23 protein-coding genes are annotated in these 24,456 nt (G+C 64.9%); 11 read left to right on the top strand and 12 right to left on the bottom strand.

Going from position 1 to position 24,456, the window contains the following annotated elements; all coding sequences use genetic code 11:
* Nucleotides 1–45 precede the first annotated feature (45 nt).
* From ACWPN8_RS07760 to ACWPN8_RS07745, 4 genes are all read right to left on the bottom strand, one after another.
* Complete coding sequence (locus ACWPN8_RS07760) at nt 46–285, bottom strand: acyl carrier protein (RefSeq protein WP_014247969.1); 240 nt, start codon at nt 283–285, stop codon at nt 46–48.
* Nucleotides 286–473: 188 nt separating this feature from the next.
* A complete protein-coding gene (gene fabG / locus ACWPN8_RS07755; protein ID WP_492240409.1) occupies nt 474–1,211 on the bottom strand; it encodes a 3-oxoacyl-[acyl-carrier-protein] reductase in 738 nt (245 codons plus the stop codon).
* A 41-nt stretch (nt 1,212–1,252) separates the two neighbouring features.
* Entirely contained in the window at nt 1,253–2,194 is a 942-nt protein-coding gene (gene fabD / locus ACWPN8_RS07750; RefSeq protein ID WP_492240408.1) for an ACP S-malonyltransferase, read from the bottom strand.
* Nucleotides 2,195–2,451: 257 nt separating this feature from the next.
* Nucleotides 2,452–3,438 carry an acyltransferase family protein gene (locus ACWPN8_RS07745; protein ID WP_492240406.1) on the bottom strand — a complete coding sequence of 329 codons (987 nt, stop codon included), beginning with the start codon at nt 3,436–3,438 and terminating at the stop codon, nt 2,452–2,454.
* 426 nt (nt 3,439–3,864) lie between these two features.
* Between ACWPN8_RS07745 and rpsF the strand changes: the two genes are divergently transcribed.
* The 9 genes from rpsF (at nt 3,865) to ACWPN8_RS07700 (ending at nt 11,257) form a co-directional block, all read left to right on the top strand.
* A complete protein-coding gene (gene rpsF, locus ACWPN8_RS07740; RefSeq protein WP_109047679.1) occupies nt 3,865–4,305 on the top strand; it encodes a 30S ribosomal protein S6 in 441 nt (146 codons plus the stop codon).
* The gene (gene rpsR, locus ACWPN8_RS07735; protein WP_012974291.1) at nt 4,306–4,575 is read left to right on the top strand and encodes a 30S ribosomal protein S18; all 270 of its coding nucleotides are present in this window, start codon (nt 4,306–4,308) and stop codon (nt 4,573–4,575) included.
* 49 nt (nt 4,576–4,624) lie between these two features.
* Nucleotides 4,625–5,584 (top strand): DUF2232 domain-containing protein, encoded by a 960-nt coding sequence (locus ACWPN8_RS07730; protein WP_109449390.1) that lies wholly within the window; start codon nt 4,625–4,627, stop codon nt 5,582–5,584.
* The gene (rplI, locus tag ACWPN8_RS07725) at nt 5,584–6,147 is read left to right on the top strand and encodes a 50S ribosomal protein L9 (protein ID WP_109449392.1); all 564 of its coding nucleotides are present in this window, start codon (nt 5,584–5,586) and stop codon (nt 6,145–6,147) included. Before ACWPN8_RS07730 ends, rplI begins: the two co-directional genes overlap by 1 nt.
* A 254-nt stretch (nt 6,148–6,401) precedes the next feature.
* Nucleotides 6,402–7,670 carry a class I SAM-dependent methyltransferase gene (locus ACWPN8_RS07720; protein WP_492240405.1) on the top strand — a complete coding sequence of 423 codons (1,269 nt, stop codon included), beginning with the start codon at nt 6,402–6,404 and terminating at the stop codon, nt 7,668–7,670.
* 325 nt (nt 7,671–7,995) lie between these two features.
* Complete coding sequence (locus ACWPN8_RS07715; protein ID WP_109449394.1) at nt 7,996–9,219, top strand: NADP-dependent isocitrate dehydrogenase; 1,224 nt, start codon at nt 7,996–7,998, stop codon at nt 9,217–9,219.
* A gap of 146 nt (nt 9,220–9,365) precedes the next feature.
* A complete protein-coding gene (locus ACWPN8_RS07710; protein WP_492240404.1) occupies nt 9,366–9,746 on the top strand; it encodes an oxidoreductase in 381 nt (126 codons plus the stop codon).
* A 107-nt stretch (nt 9,747–9,853) separates the two neighbouring features.
* Nucleotides 9,854–10,810, top strand: coding sequence for an SPFH domain-containing protein (locus tag ACWPN8_RS07705; protein ID WP_109449398.1), 957 nt, complete (start codon nt 9,854–9,856; stop codon nt 10,808–10,810).
* Between the two features lie 3 nt (nt 10,811–10,813).
* Nucleotides 10,814–11,257: an NfeD family protein gene (locus ACWPN8_RS07700; protein WP_492240403.1), complete on the top strand. Its 444-nt coding sequence runs from the start codon at nt 10,814–10,816 to the stop codon at nt 11,255–11,257.
* A 100-nt stretch (nt 11,258–11,357) separates the two neighbouring features.
* On the opposite strand, the gene ACWPN8_RS07695 is transcribed toward ACWPN8_RS07700, so the two are convergent.
* From ACWPN8_RS07695 to ACWPN8_RS07675, 5 genes are all read right to left on the bottom strand, one after another.
* Nucleotides 11,358–11,726: a GcrA family cell cycle regulator gene (locus ACWPN8_RS07695; RefSeq protein WP_109047672.1), complete on the bottom strand. Its 369-nt coding sequence runs from the start codon at nt 11,724–11,726 to the stop codon at nt 11,358–11,360.
* A gap of 174 nt (nt 11,727–11,900) precedes the next feature.
* Complete coding sequence (locus ACWPN8_RS07690) at nt 11,901–12,701, bottom strand: anti-sigma factor family protein (RefSeq protein WP_492240402.1); 801 nt, start codon at nt 12,699–12,701, stop codon at nt 11,901–11,903.
* The gene (locus tag ACWPN8_RS07685; protein ID WP_109449404.1) at nt 12,701–13,252 is read right to left on the bottom strand and encodes an RNA polymerase sigma factor; all 552 of its coding nucleotides are present in this window, start codon (nt 13,250–13,252) and stop codon (nt 12,701–12,703) included. The genes ACWPN8_RS07690 and ACWPN8_RS07685 overlap by 1 nt, the downstream gene beginning before the upstream one ends.
* A gap of 42 nt (nt 13,253–13,294) precedes the next feature.
* Nucleotides 13,295–14,740: an NADP-dependent isocitrate dehydrogenase gene (locus ACWPN8_RS07680; protein ID WP_109449406.1), complete on the bottom strand. Its 1,446-nt coding sequence runs from the start codon at nt 14,738–14,740 to the stop codon at nt 13,295–13,297.
* Nucleotides 14,741–14,881: 141 nt separating this feature from the next.
* Nucleotides 14,882–16,987 (bottom strand): multicopper oxidase family protein, encoded by a 2,106-nt coding sequence (locus ACWPN8_RS07675; RefSeq protein WP_492240401.1) that lies wholly within the window; start codon nt 16,985–16,987, stop codon nt 14,882–14,884.
* Nucleotides 16,988–17,290: 303 nt separating this feature from the next.
* Here ACWPN8_RS07675 and ACWPN8_RS07670 point away from each other — a divergent pair, with 303 nt between their 5' ends.
* Nucleotides 17,291–19,561, top strand: coding sequence for an SLC26A/SulP transporter family protein (locus ACWPN8_RS07670; protein WP_492240400.1), 2,271 nt, complete (start codon nt 17,291–17,293; stop codon nt 19,559–19,561).
* Nucleotides 19,562–19,651: 90 nt separating this feature from the next.
* On the opposite strand, the gene ACWPN8_RS07665 is transcribed toward ACWPN8_RS07670, so the two are convergent.
* Entirely contained in the window at nt 19,652–20,392 is a 741-nt protein-coding gene (locus ACWPN8_RS07665; protein WP_492240398.1) for a hypothetical protein, read from the bottom strand.
* A gap of 334 nt (nt 20,393–20,726) precedes the next feature.
* Here ACWPN8_RS07665 and ACWPN8_RS07660 point away from each other — a divergent pair, with 334 nt between their 5' ends.
* Nucleotides 20,727–21,539, top strand: a complete 813-nt coding sequence (locus tag ACWPN8_RS07660; protein WP_492240397.1) for a DUF2189 domain-containing protein — start codon at nt 20,727–20,729, stop codon at nt 21,537–21,539.
* Nucleotides 21,540–21,880: 341 nt separating this feature from the next.
* Here the strand turns inward: ACWPN8_RS07660 and ACWPN8_RS07655 are convergent, their stop codons facing one another.
* Together ACWPN8_RS07655 and ACWPN8_RS07650 are read right to left on the bottom strand one after the other, a co-directional pair.
* The gene (locus tag ACWPN8_RS07655; RefSeq protein WP_492240395.1) at nt 21,881–23,167 is read right to left on the bottom strand and encodes a hypothetical protein; all 1,287 of its coding nucleotides are present in this window, start codon (nt 23,165–23,167) and stop codon (nt 21,881–21,883) included.
* Nucleotides 23,168–23,248: 81 nt separating this feature from the next.
* Entirely contained in the window at nt 23,249–24,439 is a 1,191-nt protein-coding gene (locus tag ACWPN8_RS07650; protein WP_492240394.1) for a vWA domain-containing protein, read from the bottom strand.
* Between the last annotated feature and the right edge of the window lie 17 nt (nt 24,440–24,456).

The raw sequence follows: 24,456 nt of genomic DNA, 5'->3' as shown, positions 1-24,456 counted from the left end.
AATGCGGTTTGCCTGGCCCTCGGGGGCTCAATGCCCGCGGCCCGATCAGGCGGCGGCGTTGGCCTTGATGAAGTCGATGGCGTCCTTCACCGACAGGATCTTCTCCGCGGCGTCGTCCGGGATCTCGACACCGAACTCTTCCTCGAAGGCCATGACCAGCTCGACGGTGTCGAGGCTGTCAGCGCCCAGATCGTCGATGAAGGAGGCGTTCTCCACCACCTTCGACTCCTCGACACCCAGGTGGTCCACAACGATCTTCTTCACGCGCTCGGCGATGTCGCTCATCTTTTAAGACCTTCCAATCCTTGAAACCGCTCGGGATAATCCGGTCGGAGCAACACGCGAAGAACGTGCCGTCCTGCCGCGAAAAGCCCCGTCCGATAACACATTTCAGCAGCCTTGACCAGCACCCGCGAGGGACCCTGGTTGGCGCCGTTCTTCACACGTGGCGATGCCGCCCCGTCTGATCCTCATCAGATCATAGCCATGCCGCCGTTGATATGCAGCGTCTGGCCGGTGACGTAGGCGGCCTCCTCGCTCGCGAGGTACACGACCCCGGCGGCGATCTCGTCCGACTGGCCCATGCGGCCGGCCGGGATAGACGGGAGCAGCTTCTGCTTCTGCTCGTCGTTCAGGGCGTCGGTCATGGCCGTGGCGATGAAGCCCGGCGCGACGCAATTGACGGTGATGCTGCGCGAGCCCAGTTCGGCCGCCAGCGATTTCGACATGCCGATCAGGCCGGCCTTGGAGGCGGCGTAGTTCGCCTGCCCCGCGTTGCCGGTGACGCCGACGATCGACGTGATGTTGATGATGCGGCCCCAGCGGCGCTTCATCATGCCGCGCATGGCGGCCCGCGACAGGCGGAAGGCCGCCGTCAGGTTCACGTCGATCACCGACTGCCAGTCCTCGTCCTTCAGGCGCATGGCGATCTGGTCGCGGGTCAGGCCGGCATTGTTGACGAGGATGTCGACCTTGCCAAGCGCCGCCTCGGCGTCCTTGAACAGCTGCTCGGTTGCGGCGGCTTCCGACAGGTTGCCGGGCACGACGAAGGCGCGCTCGCCCAGTTCGGCGGCCAGGGCCTCCAGCGGGGCGACGCGGGTGCCGGACAGCGCGACGGCGGCGCCCTGGGCGTGCAGCGCACGGGCGATCGACGCGCCGATGCCGCCGGACGCGCCGGTGACGAGGGCCGACTTGCCGGTCAGGTCAAACATGGATGGCCTCATGACGCTGATTTATCAGAGTGCTGATACAATCACAGGGTTTTCAGGAACGACTCGACATCGGCCGGGGTACCGACCGACACCGCCGCCATATCCTTGTCGATGCGCTTGGTCAGCCCGGCGAGCACCTTGCCCGATCCGACCTCGACCAGCCGTTCGACGCCCTGCTCCTTCATATAGAGCACGCATTCACGCCAGCGGACCATGCCGGTTACCTGCTCGACCAGCAGGCGGCGGATGGCGTTTGGATCGGACACCGCCGAAGCGGTGACGTTGGCAACCACCGGAATCACCGGCGCGGAAATCGTGACGTTCGCCAGAGCCTCCGCCATCGCGTCGGCGGCCGGCTGCATCAGCGAGCAATGGAAGGGAGCGGACACCGGCAGACGCACGGAGCGCTTCAGACCACGTTCCGCCGCCAGCGCGATGGCACGGTCGATGGCGTCGGCACTGCCGGAAATCACCACCTGCCCGACCGAATTGTCGTTGGCGATGCTGCACACCTCGCCCTGGGCCGCGTCGGCGGCAATCCCCTGCGCCTGGTCCAGATCGGCACCCAGCAAGGCCGCCATGGCGCCCTTGCCGACCGGAACGGCCTTCTGCATCGCCTGGCCGCGCAGCTTCAGCAGGCGCGCGGTGTCGCCCAGCGAGAAGGCGCCGGCAGCGCACAGCGCCGAATACTCGCCCAGCGAATGGCCGGCGACGAAGGTGGCATGCTTGGACAGATCGACACCGCCCTCGCTCGCCAGCACCCGCATCACCGCGACGCTGACCGCCATCAGGGCGGGCTGGGCGTTTTCGGTCAGGGTCAGATCGGCCTCGGGGCCCTCGACCATCAGGCGCGACAGCCGCTGGTTCAGCGCGTCGTCCACCTCTTCAAAGGTGTGACGAGCGACTTCGAACGCCTCGGCGAGTTCGCGGCCCATGCCGACGGCCTGGCTGCCCTGCCCCGGAAAGACGAACGCCCTGGTCATGCTTCGGTGAAACCCTGGATGAATGCGCCCCGCCCCTGCGGCGGCACCATGGATTGGGCGACAGTCATACCCTCACTTTTGAGCAAGTCAAGCGACGCGCGATGACCAAAGCGACAATGGTGCGATAAAACGCCACGTATTGAGGCAGAAAGCCCACGAAAAACCGCCATTCCGAAGGGGTTGTTCGTGGGCTCGCACAGAGGTGCCGCCCACCGGGTCTTGCACCGTTTGCCGCAGTGCAAATCAAAGGCCTGCGGTCATGCCTTGCCCATCAGCGCCACCCTGGTCCATGGCCTGACCTGCGCCAGCATCTCCAGCACCATCGGGCCGATCAGGCCGGAAAGCAGAGCCCCCCAGAAAATCACGCCGTCCGGAGCCTCCACATGGTGCAGCACCACCCGCGTGCCGGCGGCGAACAGGGCATGATGCAGGTAGATCGCATAGGAGGAGCCGCCGACGGTCCGGAAAATCCGGCTCGACGGCATGGCATGCAGCAGCGTCACCGCTCCCCCCATGCCGCACAACAGGGCAACGCCGCTGTTCCAGCCGAAATGGGGCAGATACCCCCACAGCGACGCCTGATGAAGCGCGACACCGAGGGCAAGTGCAGCACCGGCCGCCGCCTGCATCGTCTGCCGCGGAACCATCGCCCGGAACCGTGTGACGCCCACCCCGAACAGGAAGTGCGGCAACAGGAAGCAGGCCTCGTTGATCGAAAGGATGTTCGATTCGACATGGACCGTCAGGCAGGCCGCCACCGCTGCGGCCATTGCCAGCACGAATCCGCCCGGCCTGTCCATGGCATGGAGCGCGTCGAGCAGCGCCACGACGGAGAAGATCAGGAAAAGCGCCTGCAAATACCAGAAATGGGCATAGGGGTAGACGTAGATCTGCCACATCGACTCGGGGACGAAGCTTCCGTTCGCGCCCGGTGCATGCGTCTGCAGGAAATAGAAGATGGCGGATACCACCAGGAACGGGAAGCCCAGGCGGCGAAGCTTCTTGACGAAGAAGGTCTTCAGCCGGTCGCTCCGGGCCGGGTTCAGGGCATAGACCAAGCCTGAGATGAAGGTGAAGAGCGGCATACGGATCAGCTCGAAGCTGTCGGTGGCGTAGCGGTAGATCGACCCCTCCGCCACCTGCATTCCGGATCCGGGAATGCCGACCACGTGATAGGCGACCAGCAGGATGCAGGCCAACCCCCTCAGTTCCACGACATGGTACGGCAACATGTTCTTGCGCATGGCTACTCCAGGCACCGGGCTGTGATGCCGCCGGCGGAGCATGCGTGGGCGATTCGACGCATAGCTCCGCCGGGAACGGCAGTCGCAACATGGCGCCTGGGGCAGTGTATTGCACTTCGGTCAAATGCGCCGGACCGTATCCCGCGCGATATCCACCCTTGCCCCACCCCTACCCAGCCCATTCCCGGCAAGCGCAGCGGTGTTCATCCGGGCAGCACCCCCGTTCATCCGGACAACACCCTATGGCCGACATAGATTTTCCAAAAGGTGGGAAGGTTTTCCACTTGCTACCACCGCCGGCCTGTGCATACTGCGCCGCTTCATAACTCCTTGCCGTCGGTCCGCCGCCGGCTAGGCCCGGGCGGCTGATCCGATCCATGAGGGATGGGGCGCAGCGCCGGACCATGAACAGCCATGGGGAGTGCAATGGCACTTTATGAGTGCGTGCTGATCGCGCGCCAGGACATTTCGGCCGCCCAGGCCGAGCAGCTCTCTGAGCAGTTTGCCCAGATCGTTCGCGACAACGGCGGCACGATCGCCAAGAGCGAATACTGGGGTCTGAAGACCCTCACCTACAAGATTAAGAAGAACCGCAAGGGTCACTACACCCTCTTCAACATCGACGCGCCGGCCGCTGCCGTCGCCGAGATGGAGCGGAACATGAGCATCAGCGAAGACGTGCTGCGCTTCATGACCGTGCGTGTCGACGAACTCGACGCCAACCCGTCGGCGATGATGCAGAGCCGCAACGAGCGTGGTGAGCGCGGCGAGCGTGGCGATCGTGGTCCGCGTCGCTTCGACGACCGTGGCCCGCGTCCGCCGCGTCGCCAGGAAAACGTTGCCGCCGCCGAAGGGGAGTCCGCGTAAATGTCCGACAAGCAGACCACGGGCGCTCCGGCCCGCACCGGCGGCGCTCGCCGCCCGTTCTTCCGTCGCCGCAAGACCTGCCCGTTCTCGGGCGCGAACGCCCCGGCGATCGACTACAAGGACGTCAAGCTGCTGTCCCGCTTCATCTCCGAGCGCGGGAAGATCGTCCCGAGCCGCATCACCGCGGTCTCGACGAAGAAGCAGCGCGAACTGGCCCGCGCCATCAAGCGCGCCCGTTTCCTGGCCCTTCTCCCCTACGTGGTGAAGTAAGCCCGGCAACGGCCGAATTGTTTCGGTGAAGGTTCTTCAAGGGGTTTCCATGGCCTTGGGTCCGGCCGTTCCGCTGGTGGTCGCCGTCGGCGGCGGTCTGGCGAGCGCGTTCTTCTACCTGTCGGTCACGTTCGGCGGGATGGGTGCGCTGATCCTGGGCTATCTGGCCCCCCTGCCCCTGTTCCTGACGGGACTGTGGCTGGGGGTTCCGGTGGTGGCGCTGGCCGGTCTGGCCGGTGCCGCCGCGGTGATGCTGGGCACCTCCGGCAGCATGCTGGTTGCGCTGTCCTACCTGGTGACCGGGGCTGCCCCGGCGATCCTGGTGGTGCGGCAGTCGCTGCTGGCGCGCTCGCGGGAGGATGGTTCCCTTGAATGGTATCCGCCCGGCCGGGTCCTGATGGGCCTGACCGGGATGGGCGTGGCGGCGTTGCTCGCCGCGGTGATCCTGACGCTCGACCAGCCCGGTGGGTTGGAAGGGCTGATGCGGCAGACCCTGGCCCGAGTTGTCGAGCCGGCGTTCCGCTCGCAGGGCCAGCCGGCTCCGGATCCCGAGGCATTCTGGGTGGCGGCCGTCCTGCCAGGACTGGTTGCGGTCTCATGGCTTGTCATGACGATCGTCAACGCGGTGCTGGCGCAGGGGGCGCTGATGCGGTTCGGCCGCAACCGGCGCCCTGCCATGCGTCTGGCAGAGCTGGAACTGCCGAGCTGGTTGGCGCCGCTGTTCGCGGTGTCGGTGGCGGCGGCATCGGCCGTACCGGGAACCGTCGGGTTCCTGGCGGTCAATCTGGCCCTGATCCTGGCAATCCCGTTCGCCTTCGCCGGGCTTTCGGTGGTTCATGTATTCGCCAGCAGCAAATCGGCGCGAACGCTGATCCTGGTTGGCTTCTACATGATGCTGTTTCTCTTCGGGTGGCCGATCCTGCTTTTGGTCGGCCTGGGCATGATCGAGCAATGGATCGGGCTGCGCCGCCGGTTTTCCCCCGCGGCCCCCGGTCAGGAGGACGAGTGATGGAAGTTATTCTGCTGGAGCGGGTCGAGAAGCTCGGCCAGATGGGCCAGGTCGTCAATGTGCGCCCCGGCTTCGCCCGCAACTATCTGCTGCCGCAGCGGAAGGCCATGCGCGCCACCAAGGCGAACCTGGCTGTCTTCGAGAAGCAGAAGGCCCACCTTGAGGCCGTGAACCTCGAGCGCCGCAAGGACGCCGAGCATGTCGCGACCAAGATGGACAACGTGACGGTCGTCGTGATCCGTCAGGCCGCCGAGACCGGCGTCCTGTACGGCTCCGTGACCACCCGCGACGTCTCCGACGCGCTGACCGCCGCCGGCTACAAGACCGACCGCAAGCAGGTCCAGATCGACACCCCGATCAAGACCCTGGGTCTGTTCAAGCTGCGCCTGGTCCTGCACCCGGAAGTGTCGATCACGGTCACGGTCAACGTCGCCCGTTCGGCTGAAGAGGCCGAGCTGCAGGCCCAGCGCGGCGGCATGATCACCGCCGCCGACCTGCGCGACGACGACGAGGAAGAAGAGACCTTCGTCGAAGAGACCGCGACCGAGGAAGAGGAGGGCTGATAGCCCTTCTGCCGCGGCAGTCCCGAAGAGGTCTTCGGGGTTTTCGCGGCACCGTCGCACCGCTCGTCCGGGAGCCGCCCGCCCCACCAGGGGCCGGGCGGTTTTCCGCATTCAGGTCCTCGGCGAGCGTCGCCGCACATAACTCAGCGCATAGGGCAGCAATGCCCAATTGGGTAGCAGCTCTGACCGATTGACGAATTGTCGCACCCCGCCTTGCGCGCGATGCTTGGACGGCACCGCGGAAGGAGTTCGGCATGCTGCTGGTTCGTCTGCTTGCCGCCGCCAAGGGCGACGGAACCCTGAATCTTGTTACGGCCGATGGAAAGCATCACCGGATTGGCTCCGGCCCTCCACATCTGACCCTTCGCCTCCATGACCGCAAGGTCGAGCGTGACCTGCTGATCAATCCCCGCCTGCGTTTTGGCGAAGCCTATATGGACGGCCGCTTTTCAATCGAGGGCGGCACCATCTACGACCTGCTGGCGATGCTGATGAGCGGCGCCGAGGTGCAGGGTGCGCTGGGCCGGGCGTTGGAAACGCTGTCTCCAATGCTGCGCCGTGTGCAGCAATACAACCCGATGCAGCGGTCGCGGCAGAATGTGGAACACCACTACAACCTGTCACGCCAGTTCTATCAACTCTTCCTCGACCGGGACATGCAGTATTCCTGCGCCTATTTCCCGGAGCCGGGACTATCGCTGGACGAGGCGCAGGAGGCCAAGAAGCGGCACATCGCGGCCAAGCTGCTGATCGTGCCGGGCATGCGGGTGCTCGACATCGGCTGCGGCTGGGGCGGCATGGCGCTCTTTCTGGCGCGGCACACCGGGGCACGGGTGACCGGCATCACCCTGTCGTCCGAACAGCTGGCGGTCGCCCGCCGTCGGGCGGAGGAAGCGGGGTTGGCCGACCGGGTCACCTTCGATTTGCGCGACTATCGCGAATTCGCCGCCGCCCATCGGGGAGCCTTCGACCGTATCGTCTCGGTCGGCATGTTCGAGCATGTCGGCGTGCCGCATTACCGCGATTACTTCTCGGCGGTACGCGAGATGCTGAACGACGAGGGGGTGGCGCTGATCCACTCCATCGGCCGGCTCGACGGACCGGCGAGCACCAACCCCTGGATCCGCAAATACATCTTCCCCGGCGGCTACTCCCCTGCCCTGTCGGAGGTGCTGCCGGTCATCGAACGGTCCGGCCTGTTCGCCACCGACCTGGAGGTGCTGCGCCTGCATTACGCCGAAACGCTGCGCCACTGGCGTGCCCGCTTCCTCGACCGCTGGGAGGAGGCCAAGTCCCTGTACGACGAGCGGTTCTGCCGCATGTGGGAATTCTATCTGGCCGGTGCCGAGCTGGCCTTCCGCCTGCAGGGGCACATGGTGTTCCAGGTCCAGGTTGCACGCTCGCAGGGAGCGGTGCCCCTGACCCGCGACTACATGCTGAATGCGGAGCGCGACCTTGCCGGTGCGTCGGCCGGTCATCCGGTGGAACGGCGGCCCTCCCGCACACCGGAGTCGGCAACCTGACCGCTCCAGTCGTCGGATTTGCGGCCCCGGCACGGCATTCCGCCGTCAAAGGGCCACAATCCAGCCAACCGGTAATACCAATTGACCATCATGGCCGGGCGCAGGGCCGTGTTGCAAGCGGAATCGTGCGACATCGACGCCTGAACCACCGCCGCGCCTTCCTTTCCGTCACGGGGCGATGCTATATAACCGCGATTGATTTCCGCCCGGGGTACCGGGGAGCCACCCATGCGGCATGCTCCCCGGCAACAAGCGCCCGCTGGACGACGCGCCCGGCTCCCAAGGAATGACAACGCCCTTACCCGTTCGGGGAGATCTCGCACCCATGACCAAGATCAAGGTAGCCAATCCGGTCGTCGAACTCGACGGCGACGAGATGACGCGCATCATCTGGCAGTTCATCAAAGACAAGCTGATCCTGCCCTACCTCGACATCGACCTGAAGTATTACGACCTCGGCATCGAGAACCGCGACAAGACCGATGACAAGGTCACCGTCGAGTCCGCGAACGCCATCAAGCAGTATGGCGTCGGCGTCAAGTGCGCGACAATCACCCCGGACGAAGCGCGGGTGACGGAATTCAACCTCAAGAAGATGTGGAAGTCGCCGAACGGCACGATCCGCAACATCCTGGGCGGCACCGTCTTCCGCGAGCCGATCGTCTGCTCGAACGTCCCGCGCTACGTTCCGGGCTGGACCAAGCCGATCATCATCGGCCGTCACGCCTTCGGCGACCAGTACAAGGCCACCGACTTCGTCGTCCCCGGCCCGGGCAAGATGACGATCAAGTGGGAAGCGGCCGACGGCAGCCAGAAGATCGAGCATGAGGTGTTCGACTATCCCAGCGCCGGCGTGGCGATGGGCATGTACAACCTCGACGATTCGATCGAGGGCTTCGCCCACTCCAGCTTCATGTACGGGCTGGAGCGCGGCTACTCGGTCTACCTGTCGACGAAGAACACGATCCTGAAGGCCTATGACGGCCGCTTCAAGGACATCTTCCAGAAGGTCTTCGACGAGACCTATGCCGACCAGTTCAAGGCCAAGGGCCTGGTCTACGAGCACCGCCTGATCGACGACATGGTCGCGTCGGCCCTGAAGTGGGAAGGCGGCTTCGTCTGGGCCTGCAAGAACTACGACGGCGACGTGGAGTCGGACGTCGTGGCGCAGGGCTTCGGCTCGCTGGGCCTGATGACCTCGGTCCTGGTCACGCCGGACGGCAAGACCGTCGAGGCCGAGGCCGCCCACGGCACGGTGACCCGCCACTACCGCGAGCACCAGAAGGGCAAGGAGACCTCGACCAACCCGATCGCCTCGATCTATGCCTGGACCCAGGGCCTGGCCTATCGCGGCAAGTTCGATGACACTCCGGACGTGATCAAGTTCGCCCAGACCCTGGAGCGCGTCTGCGTCGAGACCGTCGAGTCCGGCTTCATGACCAAGGATCTCGCCATCCTGATCGGCCCGCAGCAGCCGTGGCTGACCACGAAGCAGTTCCTGGACAAGCTGTCGGACAACCTGGAAAAGAAGATGGCCGCCTGGTCGTAAGGTCGGCGCTTTCTTCAGCCGGCGCTTTCTTCACAGGGTGCGACGCCGCGTCCGGGTCAAACCGGACCGCGGCTCGGCTAGGGTTCGAGCGGGGAGTTTCGACTCCCCGCTTTTTTCTTGTCCGAATTCAAAAAGGAATGAACCCGATGCCCAACGATCTGTTCCGCGTCGCCGTCATCGGTGCCGGCGAGACCGGAACGCCGCTGCTGCGCAAGCTGCTGGCCGCTCCCTTCGTCGAACTGCTGGGTGTGGCGGATCTCGATCCGGCGGCGCCGGGCATGCGCCTTGCCGAACACCGGGGCGTGAAGACCACCACCAACTTCCACGATCTGGCGGAACTGGGCGATGGTCTGGATGTACTGATCGATGTCACCGGCGTGCCCGCGGTGCGGGAATCGCTGCGCAAGGCGATGCAGGAGACCGGCAACCACCACACCGTGATCGTCCATGAAATGGTGGTGCAGTTGATGTTGTCGCTGTTGAACGGCGAACTGGTGCGGCTAAAGCACGACACCCGGGATTACTGAGGCACGCTGTCGAGGCAGGGGCGGGATTTGCAGCTTCTCCGAATTGGCTCATGATGGGGTGCGAGGGCGTCTGCGACGACGCCCGTCCATGTCAGGAGCGGCGATTGATGGAACTCGGCATTCTGGTCATCGCGGCGTTCGTGCTGGTCGTCATTCTGGCGATCACGAGCGTCCGCACGGTCCCCCAGGGCTTCAACTTCATCGTCGAGCGGCTGGGCCGCTATCAGGAGACCCTGCATCCCGGCTTCAACGTGATCTTTCCTGTCATCAGCTCGATCCGGGCCAAGGTGGATATGCGCGAGACCGTGGTGGACGTGCCGTCACAGAGCGTCATCACCAAGGACAATGCCGCAGTGACCGCGGACGGGGTGCTCTACTTCCAGGTGCTCGACCCGATGAAGGCGACCTACGAGGTCAACGACCTGCAACGGGCGATCCAGACGCTGGCGATGACCACCACCCGGACAGTGATGGGCTCCATGGACCTCGACGAGTTGCTGAGCCAGCGCGAGGCGATCAACGCCAACCTGCTGCGTGCCGTGGACGAGGCGACCGCCTCCTGGGGTGTGCGGGTGACCCGCATCGAGTTGCGCGACATCACCCCGCCCGACGACATCGTCCAGGCGATGGGCCGGCAGTTGAAGGCCGAACGCCTTCGCCGCGCCCAGATTCTTGAGGCCGACGCCGAGAAGGAAAGCCAGATCCGCATCGCGCAGGGCAAGCTGGAAGCCGCCAAGCTGGAGGCGGAGGCGCGCGAACGGCTGGCGGAGGCCGAAGCCAAGGCGACGCGGCTGGTTTCGGAAGCGGTGGCCCAGGGTTCTAACCAGGCGCTGGGCTACTTCCTCGGCCAGAAATACATGGAGGCGTTAAAGGCATTCGCCGCCTCTCCCAACCAGAAGACGATGATCCTGCCGGTGGAACTGGCCGGCGTGGCGGGTGCCCTGTCGGGTCTGGGCGAGTTGCTGCGCGACGCGACCCCGCCGAGACCGCCGGAGCCTCCCGCCGCCACCAAGCGCAATCCCTGGTCGGTGCCGCCGACCGCATCCGCTGCGGATGGGGAGTGACGGATGTCACCTCTGCTTTGGGGAGCGTTGGGCGCCGTGCTGATCGCGGCCGAGCTGGTGATCCCCGGCCTGTTCCTGATCTGGTTCGGCGGGGCGGCGATGCTGACCGGGCTGGTCACCGCACTGTGGCATGATTGGGGACTGGTCAACGAGGCCGGATTCTTCACCGTCGCCGCCGGGGCTGCCGTTGCCGTCGCCATGGTCCATGCGCGCCGCCGCAATGCGTCGTCGGACAGCGATGCCGCCCGGATCAACGACCGCGCCGGTCAACTGGTCGGCCGTGCGTTGACGCTGAGCGAACCGATCGTCAACGGACAGGGCCGGGTTTTCGTCGGCGACACGTTGTGGTCGGTCGAGGGACCGGATCGGCCGGCCGGGGCGGCGATGCTGGTCGCCGGCCATAAGGGGATGGTTCTGGTGCTGCGCGATGCGGCGGAGGTCCGGTAGGGTTCCTCCCCACGCAACCAGCCGGCCCACAAATCACCCAACAAAAAAGCCCGTCTCTCCCCCGAGAGCGGGCTTTTTTGTTGGGTATCTTGCCGGACTGTCAGGCAGCGCCGACGTTGCGGTCTTCCTCACGCTTCTTGCTGCCCGACGCCGGCTGATAGGCCAGGGCGGCATGCTCCGCGCAATAGGGCATGCCCGGCAGGGCGGTCTTGCCGCAGAAGTGGAAATCCTGGTGCTTGGGGTCGCCGACCGGCCATTTGCACATCCGCTCCGTCAGAGCGAGGATGGTGGCGCCACGGGTCGGCTTCTTCTTGATGGGCGACGGCCGGCCCGACAAGCCCAGTCGATGGGCCTTGCCGATGACCGCGTTGCGGGTGATGTCTCCCAGAATGTCGGCGATCTCGCTCGCGCTCAAACCCTGGGACCAGAGGTCCTTGAGCTGTTGAATCCGCTCGTCCGTCCAACTCATCCCCGAGTACTCCCGATCCGGTGTCCGGTTATGCTGTGGCAAACAGGTCACGGTCTAGTGCCGTTTTCCATAAGCCGCAACATTTTGTGCCAGCCGGTGAGGAAGCTACCAGATGACGGCCGCGGACGATAGGGGGGCGCGGCAACATTCCTGTTGATAAGTCCGTGGGTAGACTCACGAATTCAGCGCACCATAGACCTCCTCGGCGACGCCGGACAGAGTATCCCGATCGGTTTCCCCGGCGACGGCCAGAGCCAACCCATTGTCCTGCCAATACAAAGCGCGGACGCCGCCATCCTGGGCGAACCGGAACGCTGAACCGGAGGTGTTGGGAGAGGGGCGGATATACAACGTAATGCGACGCCCGGCCGCATCCTCGTACATGTACATTGCAACAGGTCCAGCGGAATCGGCCAAAAGCCGGCCGCCGATCAGTTGGTACCCCCCTCGTGTGACTTTTGGGCAACGCATATTCTTGCCCAGCCGCTTGGACAGCCAGTTGACCAGATGCGCTTCCTCCTCAACGCCGATCTCGACCGGATGGCGGACCTCGACGGAGAAAACGCGGTGAGCCGCGACGGCGTCGGCGATGAAGGCGGCGGTCGGCGGCTCGGCCCGCACGCCGATGCGGTCGCGCATCACCCAGCCGCTGGCGCCGCCGGCGAGGAACACCAGAAGGGAGGCGGCAATCGCCGTTCCCCACCAGACGGCACGGCCACGGGACGGGAGCGGCTTTTCGGAATGGTCGCGGGCGGTGAAGGGCGGGGTCAGGCGGTCGGGCAGAGGCTGGTCGATCAGCGGACCGAAGCTCTGCCCCAACAGGGAGCGCTGGGCACGGTAGCGTTCGAAGCGCTGGGCGACCTCCGGATAGTCGGCGAGGTGGCGTTCGACGGCGGCCAGCCGTTCCTCCGGCAATTCGCCGTCCAGCCAGGCATGCAGCTCGGCTTCGGTCACGGGATTGCTGATGCCGCTCATCACTTGATCCTCCTGACGACCTGCTGGGTACCACCGTCCAGCAGGAGCCTCAATTTTTCGCGCGCCCGGGCCAGCCGCGACATCACCGTCCCGATCGGCAATTCCAATACCTCCGCCACCTCGCGGTAGGACAGCCCCTCCATTCCCGTCAGCAACAGGATGGTGCGGTGTTCGTCGGTGAGCTGGGCGAAGGCGCGGACGAAATCGCGCACCGCCCCGCGGTCGGCTGGCGGGGCGCTCAGCGCCAGATCGTCGGCCAGATCCTCCACCGGCACCTCGGCCCCGCGCCGCCGCCGGCCGCGTTGGCTGGAGATGTGCAGGTTGTGCAGGATCGTCATCAGCCAGCCGCCGAGCTTCGACGGGTCACGCAGCGCATGGCGGTTGGCCAGCGCCTTCTCCACGCAGTCCTGCACCAGATCGTCGGCGTCCGGCCGGTTGCCCACCAGGGCGGTGGCATAACGCCGGAGCCGCGGCACATGCGCGGCGATGGCGCGGTCGTCGATGTCGGGCGGGCTCATGTCGGGTCCGGGGATGGCGTCGTCGTCTGTCATGACGCCCTGCCCCGCCGCTTTATTCCCACGCCGCCCATCGGATCACTGGCCCGGCGAGGAGAAGCCGGCCTTGCCGTCGAAATTGCTGAGATTCTCGGTCTGGGTGAAGTCGATCTTGGCCTCGGCCAGGCGGCCCAGCAGCTCGACGATGGCGCCATGCTGCACCGGACCGTGCTGCGCCAGGAAGCGGCAGCGCCAATGATCGGTGCAGAAGACGTCGGCATTGCCGTCCGGCCAGACCCGTTGCGAGCGGTTGGAGATGCTGGTCAGCTTCAACGCATCGGTCGACAGCGGCAGCACCAGCTCCGCCAGATCGTCGGGCAGGCCGCCGGACCATTGCAGGAAGATGTCCACCCCGACCAGTTCCTTCAGCGCGCGGACGCGCGGGGACAGCCGGTTGATGCCGTCATAGGCCGGCCTTGCGGTGGAATAGCCCACCGGCGGCATGGTGACCGGGGTCTGGCCCAGCCGCTCCACCACCGCTTCGGCGAAGGCGGCGGTGCCGGCGCGGACCCGGCCCAGCCCGCGGGCGTAGATGTCGGCGGTGTGGATGCCGTCCTCGATGGTCTTCAGCCACGCATTGTGGATGCGGGCGGCGATGTCGCCCTGGCCGATATGGACCAGCATCATCACGGCGGCCATCAGCAGGCCCGAGGGGTTGGCGATGCCCTGCCCGGCGATCATCGGGGCCGAGCCGTGGATCGCCTCGAACATGGCGCAGGTCTCGCCGATGTTGGCGGAACCGGCCAGCCCGACCGAGCCGGTCAGCTGGGCGGCGATGTCGGAGACGATGTCGCCGTAGAGGTTCAGGGTGACGATGACGTCGAAGCGCTCCGGCTGGTCGGCCAGACGGGCGGCGCCGATGTCGACGATCATGTGGTCGGCCTTGATCTCCGGATAATCGGCCGCGATCTCGTAGAAGATCTTCAGGAACAGCCCGTCCGTCATCTTCATGACGTTGTCCTTGACGAAGGCCGTCACCTTTTGCCGGTGGTTGGAGCGGGCGAAGTCGAAGGCGTAGCGGACGATGCGCTCCGACCCCGGCCGCGAGATCAGCTTCACCGACTGGATCACGTCGTCGGTCTGGCGATGCTCGATGCCGGCGTAGAGGTCCTCCTCGTTCTCGCGGATGATGACCACGTCCATGCGCGGATGCCGGGTCCGCACATAGGGGTGGTAGGAAACGCAGGGACGGACATTGGCGAACAGACCCAGCGTGGTGCGGGCGACGACGTTCAGCGACTTGTTGCCGTATCCCTGGGGCATGGTGATCGGCCCCTTGAGGAAGACCCGCGTGCGGCGGATCGAGCCCCAGCCGGCGGCATCCAGCCCGCCAGGATGCCCCCGCTTGTAGACGGCCTCGCCGGCCGGAACCTCTTCCACCTTCAGACGCGCGCCGGCCGCGTTCATCACATAAAGCACGGCATCCATGATCTCCGAGCCGATGCCGTCGCCGCGTGCGACCGTGACGGGGGTGATATCGCGCATGCACTCACTCCAAGGGGACGCGCGACCGTAGACGCAAACAGGGGCCTTTTTCAATGGTTGGAGGCAGCGACGGATCGCAGCATCGGGTGGGGCGCACTCCCCGCGCCCGGCTTTGCCGAAGCGGGGAGTGCGCGCGTCCGGTCAGTGATGCGCCCCGGCGACGCCGCCGCGGCCATCGGGCACGCCGATGCTGACATTCTGCATCATGCCCTGGTCCTCATGGTCGAGGATGTGGCAGTGCAGCACATACGCGCCGATGAAGCGCTCGTAGCGGGTGCGGACCGTCACCTTGTAGACGCCCTTGGGCGGCTCGGTGGAGGTCAGCGCGCTGCTGTTGTCGCTCTTCACCCAGATGGTGTCCTTCCACACCCCCTTCATGCCGGCATAGTCCGGGTCGCCGGACCCGGGCTCGCTGACGTCGCGGCCGTCCGGACCGATGACCGAGACGATCTGGAACGGGTTGACGTGAATGTGGAAGGGATGGCTGACGAAGTAGGAGGCCAGCTCCCACTGCTGGGCGGTGCCCAGCACCACCGGCCGGTTGTCCACGTTCGGCCGGTAGGCGGCCGCCCCCTTCGGGCCATAGGTGCCGTCAGGATTCTCCACCACCTCGAAGCTGTCGGCGACCTGGAACAGCGGGTTGGTGCGCTTGCCCCCGTCCGGCGGCAGGTTGATGAAGAAGGTCAGCTCCTGCTTGGGCTGGTGCATCACCTCATGCTCGGTGATCGGCCGGTGGGCGGTGAACTTCGAGAAGCGCGGGCAATAGGGGGTGTCGGCCATCGTCTTGGCGAAGCAGCGGGCGGTCAGCCCGTCGATGACCTCCTTGGCGACCGACGGCGCGTATTTGGTCGCGTTGACCGTCAGCCGGCGGATGGTCTCCTTCACCGGATCCTTGACGACGCGGTCGCCCTTCACCCGGACGAAGCCGAGCACGCCGGTGGAGGTGGCGGTCTGGTCCGGGCTGGCGTTGGCGGCGGACGGCTTGTTGATGACGCAGTAGATGCCGGGTTCGGGGAAGTTGACCAGCAGATCGTCGCGGTAGCCCGGCTGCATCGGCACGCTGGTGCGCACCTGCCCTTCCTCCATGGTCAGCCCGTCGGAGGCCGCGAGGATGTAGGGCACCGGCTGCCCGACGCAGCGCTCCTTGGCGAAGCGGTCCTGGCCGGTGGCCGACAGGGTCTTCTCGCTCTGGAAGAAGCCGGTCGGGTCGAGCTTGCGGAACTCCACCGTGATGGGGGAGCGGACGCCGCCATGGATCAGGCGCCAGCGTTCCGGCTCGCCGGTCCTGGCGTTGGCGAACATCGGACGGACGCGGCCGTTGACGGTGGTGAAGCGCCCGGACTGCTCCCAGGTGCCCGGACCGAACTGGTCGTAGGACACGACCTCGCCCACCTCGCCCGGCGCGCAGCTCCAGTCGATGGAGCCGTCGGCGTTGGTCTTCAGCTTGCCGTCCTTGGTGCAGGCATAGGGGATCTGCTCGAACAGCAGGACCCGGTCGGTCATCGCCACGCCTTTGGGGCTGGTCAGCAGGGTGTCGAGATCGCCGTTCGCCTCGCGCGTCGGCGGACGGTCGCCGCGGATGATCAGCGCGCCGGCCATGCCGCTGCCGACCTGGAGGGCGGTCGAGCCGTGGCGGTGCGGGTGATACCAGAAGGTGCCGGCCGGATGATCGGCCGGAATGTTGTACTCATATTCAAAATCGACGCCCGGATTGAGCGAGATCAGCACATTGTCGCTGTTGCCGGTCGGGCTGACCCAGACGCCGTGGCTGTGCAGGTTGGTGCCATTGAAGCAGTGCGGCTTGTTGATGTCCGCCGCCGGCTGGTCGGTGCAGTTGGGATCGGCCGGCAGCTGGTTGTGCAGCTTGATGCGCACAGTGTCGCCCGGCGTCGCTTCGATGGTCGGGGCGACATAGGGATGGTTGGGATCGACGTTGGTGCCGCGATAGCTGCGCAGCCGCACGGCGTCGGGACGGCCCTGGGCCGGGTTGCGGATATAGCCGTCGGTGAAGGACACGAACAGGTCGTAATTGCGCGCCTGCCCGGTGTGCGGACGGGCAGTCGCCTGCGGCTGGCGCATCAGGAGAGAGCCGACGCGCGGCGATTCGGAATTGGTCAGCAGTGGCGGATTGCCGATGGCTTCGCCGGCCGGCTCCGCACCGTCCTTCGCGGCGGTGGCGGCCAGCGCGCCTGAGGCGGCGCCCAGCGCCAAGGGCATCAACAGGCCAAACAAATATGCATGTTTCATGAAATACTCCCTCCTCAACGTCCTATATCGGGAGATATGATTCCTGATAATTGATTTTTGCAACGATGACACACGCATAAACATATGCCGGCCCGCCCGGATGCGGCCGGAACGGAGGGCCGTGGATCGACAGGGGACGAAGCGGCTGGCGCAATGCAGGGTGGCGCAGCACAATTCATCACCGCTTATTGCTTGCCTGTGCCGCGGAATTCCGCTCATTGCTGCAACCGTGACGGCGAAGCGCCGCAGTGACGCAGCGTTTTGCGCAAGACCCGCCCGACCAGCCGGACCGAACGCGACATCATGAGCGACTCCCCCATTCGGAAGCCCTCCACCGGCCCCGTTCCAAACCCCGGCCGGAGCCTGATCGCATCGGCGATGATCGGGCTGATCGCGGGTATCGACAATCTGGGCAACGGGCTGGCGATTGCAGCACTGCTGTTCACCGGGCCGCTGGCGGCCGGGCTGGGCGCCGGGGTCGGGGTGGTGCTGCTGAGCGCCGCCATCCTGGCGCTGCTGGTCGCCCTGCGCAGCACGCAGCCGAATTCCGTCGCGCTGGTGCAGGAGACCGGCGTCGCCATCCTGGCCTCCACCGTCGCCACCATGGCCGCCGGACTGGAGAGCGCGCCGGAAGGGGTGAGGATCGCCACCGCCTTCGCCATCCTGGGCGGCAGCACGCTGGTGACCGGGCTGCTGTTCTGGAGTGTGGGACGGCTTCGGCTGGGGCGGCTGGTGCGCTTCTTTCCCCACCCGGTGGTGGCGGGATTCCTCGCCGGGTCGGGCTGGCTTCTGGTGGAAGGCGCGCTGGCGATGGTCAGCGGACGCCATGGGCTGGGCGCCGGCATCGCCGGGCTGGCGGCGCCGATGGTGGCGGTCACCGCGGCGGCGGCGGTCGGGCTGGCCGGGCTGCTGGTGCTGGCGATGCGGCGCAGCGACAGCCCCTTCGCCATGCCGCTGGTCCTGCTGGCCGCGGCGCTGGCCTTCCATGCCGGGCTGCCCCTGATGGGGCTGACGGCGGAGGAGGCGCGCGGCTGGGGCTGGCTGCCCGGCGTGGCCGGCGGCGGCGGGTTCAGCCTGCCGGTGCCGACGGAGGTGCTGGCGCTGGCCGATTGGGGCCGGGTGGCGGCGGCGCTGCCGGCGATGGTCTCGGTCGCGGTGCTGGGCATGCTGGGCCTTCTGCTGAATGTCAGCGGGATCGAGCTGGCGCAGGGGGAATTGGCGCAGGGCCGCGACATCGATGCCGATGCCGAGCTGCGCAGCACCGGGGCGGCCAATTTGCTGGCGGGCGCGCTGGGCGGGCCGTCCGGCTATGTCGGGCTGGGCATGACGCTGCTGGCCGGGCGGATGGGCGCCAGCGGACGCGGCGCCGGGCTGGCGACCGCGGCGGTGATCCTGGGCGGGCTGTTCGTCGCGGGGTGGCTGGTGTCGGTGACGCCGGTGTTCCTGACCGCCGGGCTGATCCTGTTCCTCGGCGTCGAGCTGTTGCAGGAATGGCTGATCGACGCGCGCCGCCGGCTGCCGCGGACGGAGTGGCTGATCGTGCTGGCCGTGGTGCTGGCGATTGCCGGGATCGGCTTCATGGAGGGGTTGGCGCTGGGTCTGGCGGTGTCGCTGGCGATGTTCGTCTACAGCTATTCCCGGCTGCCGGTGATCCGCGGCCGGCACAGCGGGGCGGAGCTGCGCAGCCGGGTCGACCGCAGCCCGGCGGCCAGCCTGCATCTGACCGGCGCCGGTGCGGCCATCGAGGCGATGCAGCTGCAGGGCTATCTGTTCTTCGGCACCGCCGAGCAGATCGTCGGGCCGGTGCGCGACCGGCTGGAGCGAACGGGGGCGCAGATAGGTGGACAGACCGGTGCGCAGCCTCTGCGCTTCCTGATCATCGACTTCCGCCACATCAAGGGCATGGATTCGGCCGCCGCCGGGGTGTTCCGCCGCATCCGCAACCTGATCGGGGCGGCCGGCGCCACGCTGGTGCTGAGCGCCCTGCCCGACGCGGTGGAGGACGCCTTCCGCAGCTGCGGCCTGGATCCCGACCGCGACCCGGTGCTGCGCCGCGCCCCCGACCTCGACCATGCGCTGGAATCCTGCGAGGAGGCGCTGCTGGCCCAGAGTAGCGCGGATGGCGGCGGAGCCGACGCGCCGCTGCTGCGCCATCTGGAGGCGATGACCGGCCCGCACCCCCGGCTGGCCGATGCGGTGGCGGCGCTGGACACCCTGAATCTGGAGCCGGACGAGGTGCTGATCCGCGCCGGCGAGGCGGCCAGCGACGTCTTCATCATCGGGCGCGGCCGGGTGAAGGTGCAGATCGCCCTGCCCGACGGCCGCAGCCTGCGCCTGCGCACCATGACCGCCGGGGCGGTGGTCGGCGAGATCGCCCTGCTGCTGGGCCAGACCCGCGGCGCCGACGTGGTGGTGGAAACCCCCGCCACCATCCACCGGCTGACCGCGGCGACGCTCGCCCGGCTGGAGCGCGAGGATCCGGAACTTGCGCTGGTCCTGCACCGTATCCTGGCGACCACGCTGGCGCAGAAGGTGACGCTGGCGAACCGGCTGATCGAACAGGCGGCGGTGTGAGGCGGCGGTCTGGGGTTGCGGTTTGGGGCGGATGGAACGTGTGAAACGCCGTGAACCGCTTTCCGGGCGGCGTTCCACTGTCGCATCCGCTCAGCGGCGGCGGGGAAACGCCCCTGCCCCGCCCTGGCGCTCCAGGGCCGAGCCGAGATTGGGATAGGGATCGTCGGGGTTGAAGGTCCAGGGATAGGCACCCTTCGGCCCTTCCGCCTCCGGCCGGGCGACGATGGCGGCGATAACCTTGGGATCGGGCGGGGTATGCTCGCGGATCGCGCCGGGGATGCTGTCGTCGTCGAGACCGGGGAGCGGGGCGGCGGCTTCAGTCGCAGTCGCCGGGGGCGCCGGCTGGTCCTGCCGGGCGGCTGCCTGCTTGTCGGTGGTCTGCTTGTCGGTGGTCTGCTTGTCGGCGGCCGGCCGGGCGGCAAGATCGTCGAAGTCCCTGAACAGGCCGAGCCGCTCGGCCAGCCAGCGCACGGTGGAGGGATCGCCGGCGGAGACCAGCCGCTCGATCTGCTCGGTCACCAGGGCGCGCAGCGAGCCGAGCCGAAGCTCCGACTCCCGGTTCAGCGCCTGCCGCTCCCACCAGACGCGATGGCGGAAGGCCTGCGAGCCGTAATAGGCCCGCCACAGTGTGGTGCGGCTGCACCCCATGGCGCGGGCGACCTGCTGGAAGGACGCGCCGCGCGCCAGCATGCCGGCGGCCATCACCCACTGTTCCTCGTGGAAGCGCGAACCGGGGACGAGCGAGCCCTCGGGCGGAACCGGCGGCTCCTCGGCCCAGCGGGGGAAGCGGTCGGCGGGGTGGGAGGCGGTGGGGGGCAGGCAGTCGGGCATGGGGCGTCTCCTTGGAGATATGGGCTATTAATCCTAAATCAACCGCGATCCCTCGGCAATGATAGGTTTAAAAACCCCTCTTTTTTGGTTCCTTGGTCCGAAGGGCTGCGCGGACTCATTCCCCGAAAATGTATGTATACCCATCATTCGTCGCGCCCGATTTCGGCAGCGGGTGTATCCTCTGCCGGACCGCGGCCCGATCCCCCGTCCCCGCCTCGCCGGCACAGTCTCACGCCGCCCCGCCCGTTCGCCGGATCGAACCGCCCTCGCGACACCACCGACTGCCCGTCCACGCCCCCACCGGGCCGGTCAAGGAAGAGGGAGGAGTCCCGCCATGGCGAACCGCTGGTACATGCCCGAGCATAAGGTCCCGCTGACAGACATGCTGGTGGTGCCCAAGGATGTCCGCATCCGTTCCATCGACACCCTCAGCCTGGGCGAGGCGCTGGCATTGGGATGGCGCGACTTCCTGGCGGCACCGACGCAGCTGCTGTTCCTGGGTGTCATCTATCCGCTCGTCGGGCTGGTCACGGCGCGCATCGCCTATGGCGGCGATCTGCTGCCGCTGTTCTACCCGCTGGTCGCCGGCCTCGCCTTCGTCGGCCCGCTCGCCGCCGTCGGCATCTACGAGCTGAGCCGGCGGCGGGAACGCGGACAGCCGGTTTCCTGGGTCAACGCGCTGGATGTCTTCCGGTCGCGGGCGATCTGGTCGATCGCGGCGCTGGGGCTGCTGATGCTGACGCTCTATGTGCTGTGGCTGGGGGCGGCGCAGATCGTCTACGACCACACGCTGGGCCGGCTGGAGCCCGGAAGCGTCGGCGCCTTCGTCCATCTGCTGTTCACCACGCCGGAGGGCTGGCAGATGATCGTGCTGGGCAACGCCGTCGGCCTGATCTTCGCAATGGCGACCCTGGCGCTGAGCGTGGTGTCCTTCCCGATGATGCTGGATCGCGAGGTGGACTGGATCATCGCGATGCAGACCTCGGTGCGCGCGGTGATGGCGAACCCTGGCCCGATGATGCTGTGGGGCGTGATCGTGGTGGCGATGCTGGCGGTCGGGTGCCTGCCGGCCTTCGTCGGGCTGGCGGTGGTCATGCCGGTGCTGGGGCACGCGACGTGGCACCTGTATCGGCGGGTGGTGGGGTGAGAATGACCCGTTGGAGACGTTTGGTTCGAGACTATGAAGCTCGGATCGACGTCTCCGGCGACATGATACAGCTCGCCATGGCAAGCCTGCTACTTCGATGAGTTTGCCACTGAAGCGGTTGTCAAACGAGCTCTAAGGACGACGATCCGGAGATCGTTGAACCGTTTACACCTTCGTCTACTGTAAGATCAGCCGCCACCCGCCGAGTCATCGCACAGCACGCAAGTTCTTGTCTGACCAGATTGAAATTAAAAATCTGCCACTTCGAAAAATTCACCAATAAAATTAATGAAAAACGACATTCAATGCCTGCTTTTACGGAAATAAAATGTAGAGGCGCGCTAATTTGAAAGTTTCTCAATTTGCTTCTGAACCATTGTAGATACGCTTTTTAACCACGCCATTTCACCTATCTTCGAAGTTGCTGGACCTATTTGAGTTGCAACACCTAGCGCCAAACCTAAAATACCAATTGCAGCTGCCTTTGATATAGCAGATGAAACATTCTCGATAGTCTTCTTAGCCGTCTGATCTATTAATTCAATTCCATACAAATATGCCCTGCTTACAAAGTTCTCTATAGTTCTCATCATTGCAAAAGCCGCACGTTTGGACGCACTGCTGGGATTAGACAAAAGCTCATTAATATGTTTTAAGGTCTCGGGAACTTCCGGCTCCGAAATAGATGGATCCCTTTCAAGCTTGTTAACAAGAGACTCAGCTGACTCTTTAATCTTTTCAATGTCATCGGTATCGAGATGAGCAGAAGATGCATTCTCTAAAAATCTGTTCCAATCTGGGTATTGGGATAGATACATATCGACACCACGCGTATGCGCCTGATACATGGAATTAATTACATCTGACATCTCACCTTCAGAAGAGTTCCTTATCATTTCACATGTTAAATTTGACAATCCAATCAGAACAATATTTTCTTCGTTTGCAATTTGCATATTTAGTTTTTCCAAACCCTCAATTATTCTCTTGTCACAATTCGACTTTGCCAGCCTTTCTATTAAATTGGCACCCTGGCTCAAAATCGCTTCTTTCCCAAGTGCAATCCCTTTTTCATCTTCTTTATTGATTGCATTTCCAGATCTAAGAATAACTATTTTCCCATTATCAATATCGAACTGAACCGGGGCGACTTTCTGCGGCGGAAGCATTTTCCTAATAGCAGTCGCATCAAACTCAAATTCAGTTTGCTTTTTTTGCAAATCAACAGTAGCGAGAGACTCGTATAATACAAATGCCGCCCTGCCGACAGTGGGAATAGGACTAATTTCTTCAATAAAATTTTGAATAAACATTACTTTACGCGCAGGCGCAGATAGACGAAAAGGAACAGATGAAAATTTAGAAAACTCTTTGGACTTCAGTAAATCTTCTAGACCATCAGTTAATTCAGATACACCTTCTCCAATATAATCAAGATCATAATGATCTTTCCTCACGTAAGGGAAAAAGGAAATTCTCATTTCTTCAATTTTCAGAATAACTTTCTTCAATTCCATCCATTCCAAATTTGTACGATCCCTCTCTATCACAACATTTCTGTCGAGAGATGCCTTCATAGACGCCATTACTGAGGGGATGGCACTCAAATCTTCAAGGTATATATTCATTTTTCTTTCTACTTTTAGCTGTATAATAAGAAATAGCGGGCATTAAAAGACTAATTCATCAACATATAACGATGCAAGGGACTACCTCCCCAACTCCCGCATAGCCCCGTCCAGCCCCTCCAGCGTCAGTGGGAACATCCGTCCTCCCATCAGGCGCTGGAGCAGGCGGGTGCTTTCCGTGTAGTCCCAGTATTGCGGCGGGGTCGGGTTCAGCCACACCGCCTTGGCGTAGACCGACAGCAGGCGCTGCATCCACACCTGCCCGGCCTCCTCGTTCCAGTGCTCGACGCTGCCGCCGGGATAGACGATCTCGTAGGGGCTCATGGCGGCGTCGCCGACGAAGACCAGCTTGTAGTCTGCGGGATAGGTGTGCAGCACGTCCCAGGTGGACAGCCGCTCGGTGTGGCGGCGGGCGTTGTCGCGCCAGACGCCCTCATAGACGCAGTTGTGGAAGTAGAAGTGCTCCAGATGCTTGAACTCGCTGCGGGCGGCGGAGAACAGCTCCTCGACGAGGCGGATGTGGTCGTCCATCGAGCCGCCAATGTCGAGGAACAGCAGCACTTTGATCGTGTTGTGCCGCTCCGGGACCATCTTCAGGTCGAGCCAGCCGGCGTTGTTGGCGGTGGCGCGGATGGTGCCGGGCAGGTCCAGCTCGCTGGCCGCCCCGCTGCGGGCGAACTTGCGCAGACGGCGCAGCGCCACCTTGATGTTGCGGGTGCCGATCTCGACCCGGTCGTCCAGGTTCTTGAACTCGCGGCGGTCCCAGACCTTGACGGCGCGGCGGTGCCGGCTCTCGTGCTGGCCGATGCGCACGCCCTCCGGGTTGTAGCCGTAGGCGCCGAACGGTGAGGTGCCGGCGGTGCCGATCCATTTCGATCCGCCCTGGTGCCGGCCCTTCTGCTCGGCCAGACGCTGGGCCAGCGTCTCCATCAACTTGTCCCAGCCGCCGAGTGCTGCGACCTGCGCCTTCTCCTCGTCGGTCAGGAAGCGTTCGGCCAGCTTGCGCAGCCACTCCTCCGGCAGGTCGGTGACGGGGACCTCGTCGGCGGCCGGCATCTCCTCGGTCAGGCCCTTGAAGGTGGCGCCGAAGACGCGGTCGAAGCGGTCGAGGTTGCGTTCGTCCTTAACCAAGCATGCACGACTGAGATAATAGAAATCCTCGACGCGGAAGGACGCGGTGCCCTGCTTCATGGCCTCCATGAGCGTCAGGTACTCCGTCAGCGAGACGGGCACGCCGGCCTTGCGCAGATCGAAGAAGAATGACGTGAACATGGGCGCAGTCCTTCGGC

The organism is Azospirillum sp. UENF 112521, assembly GCF_058780665.1.
This window is presented reverse-complemented; position numbering and strand designations above follow the sequence as displayed.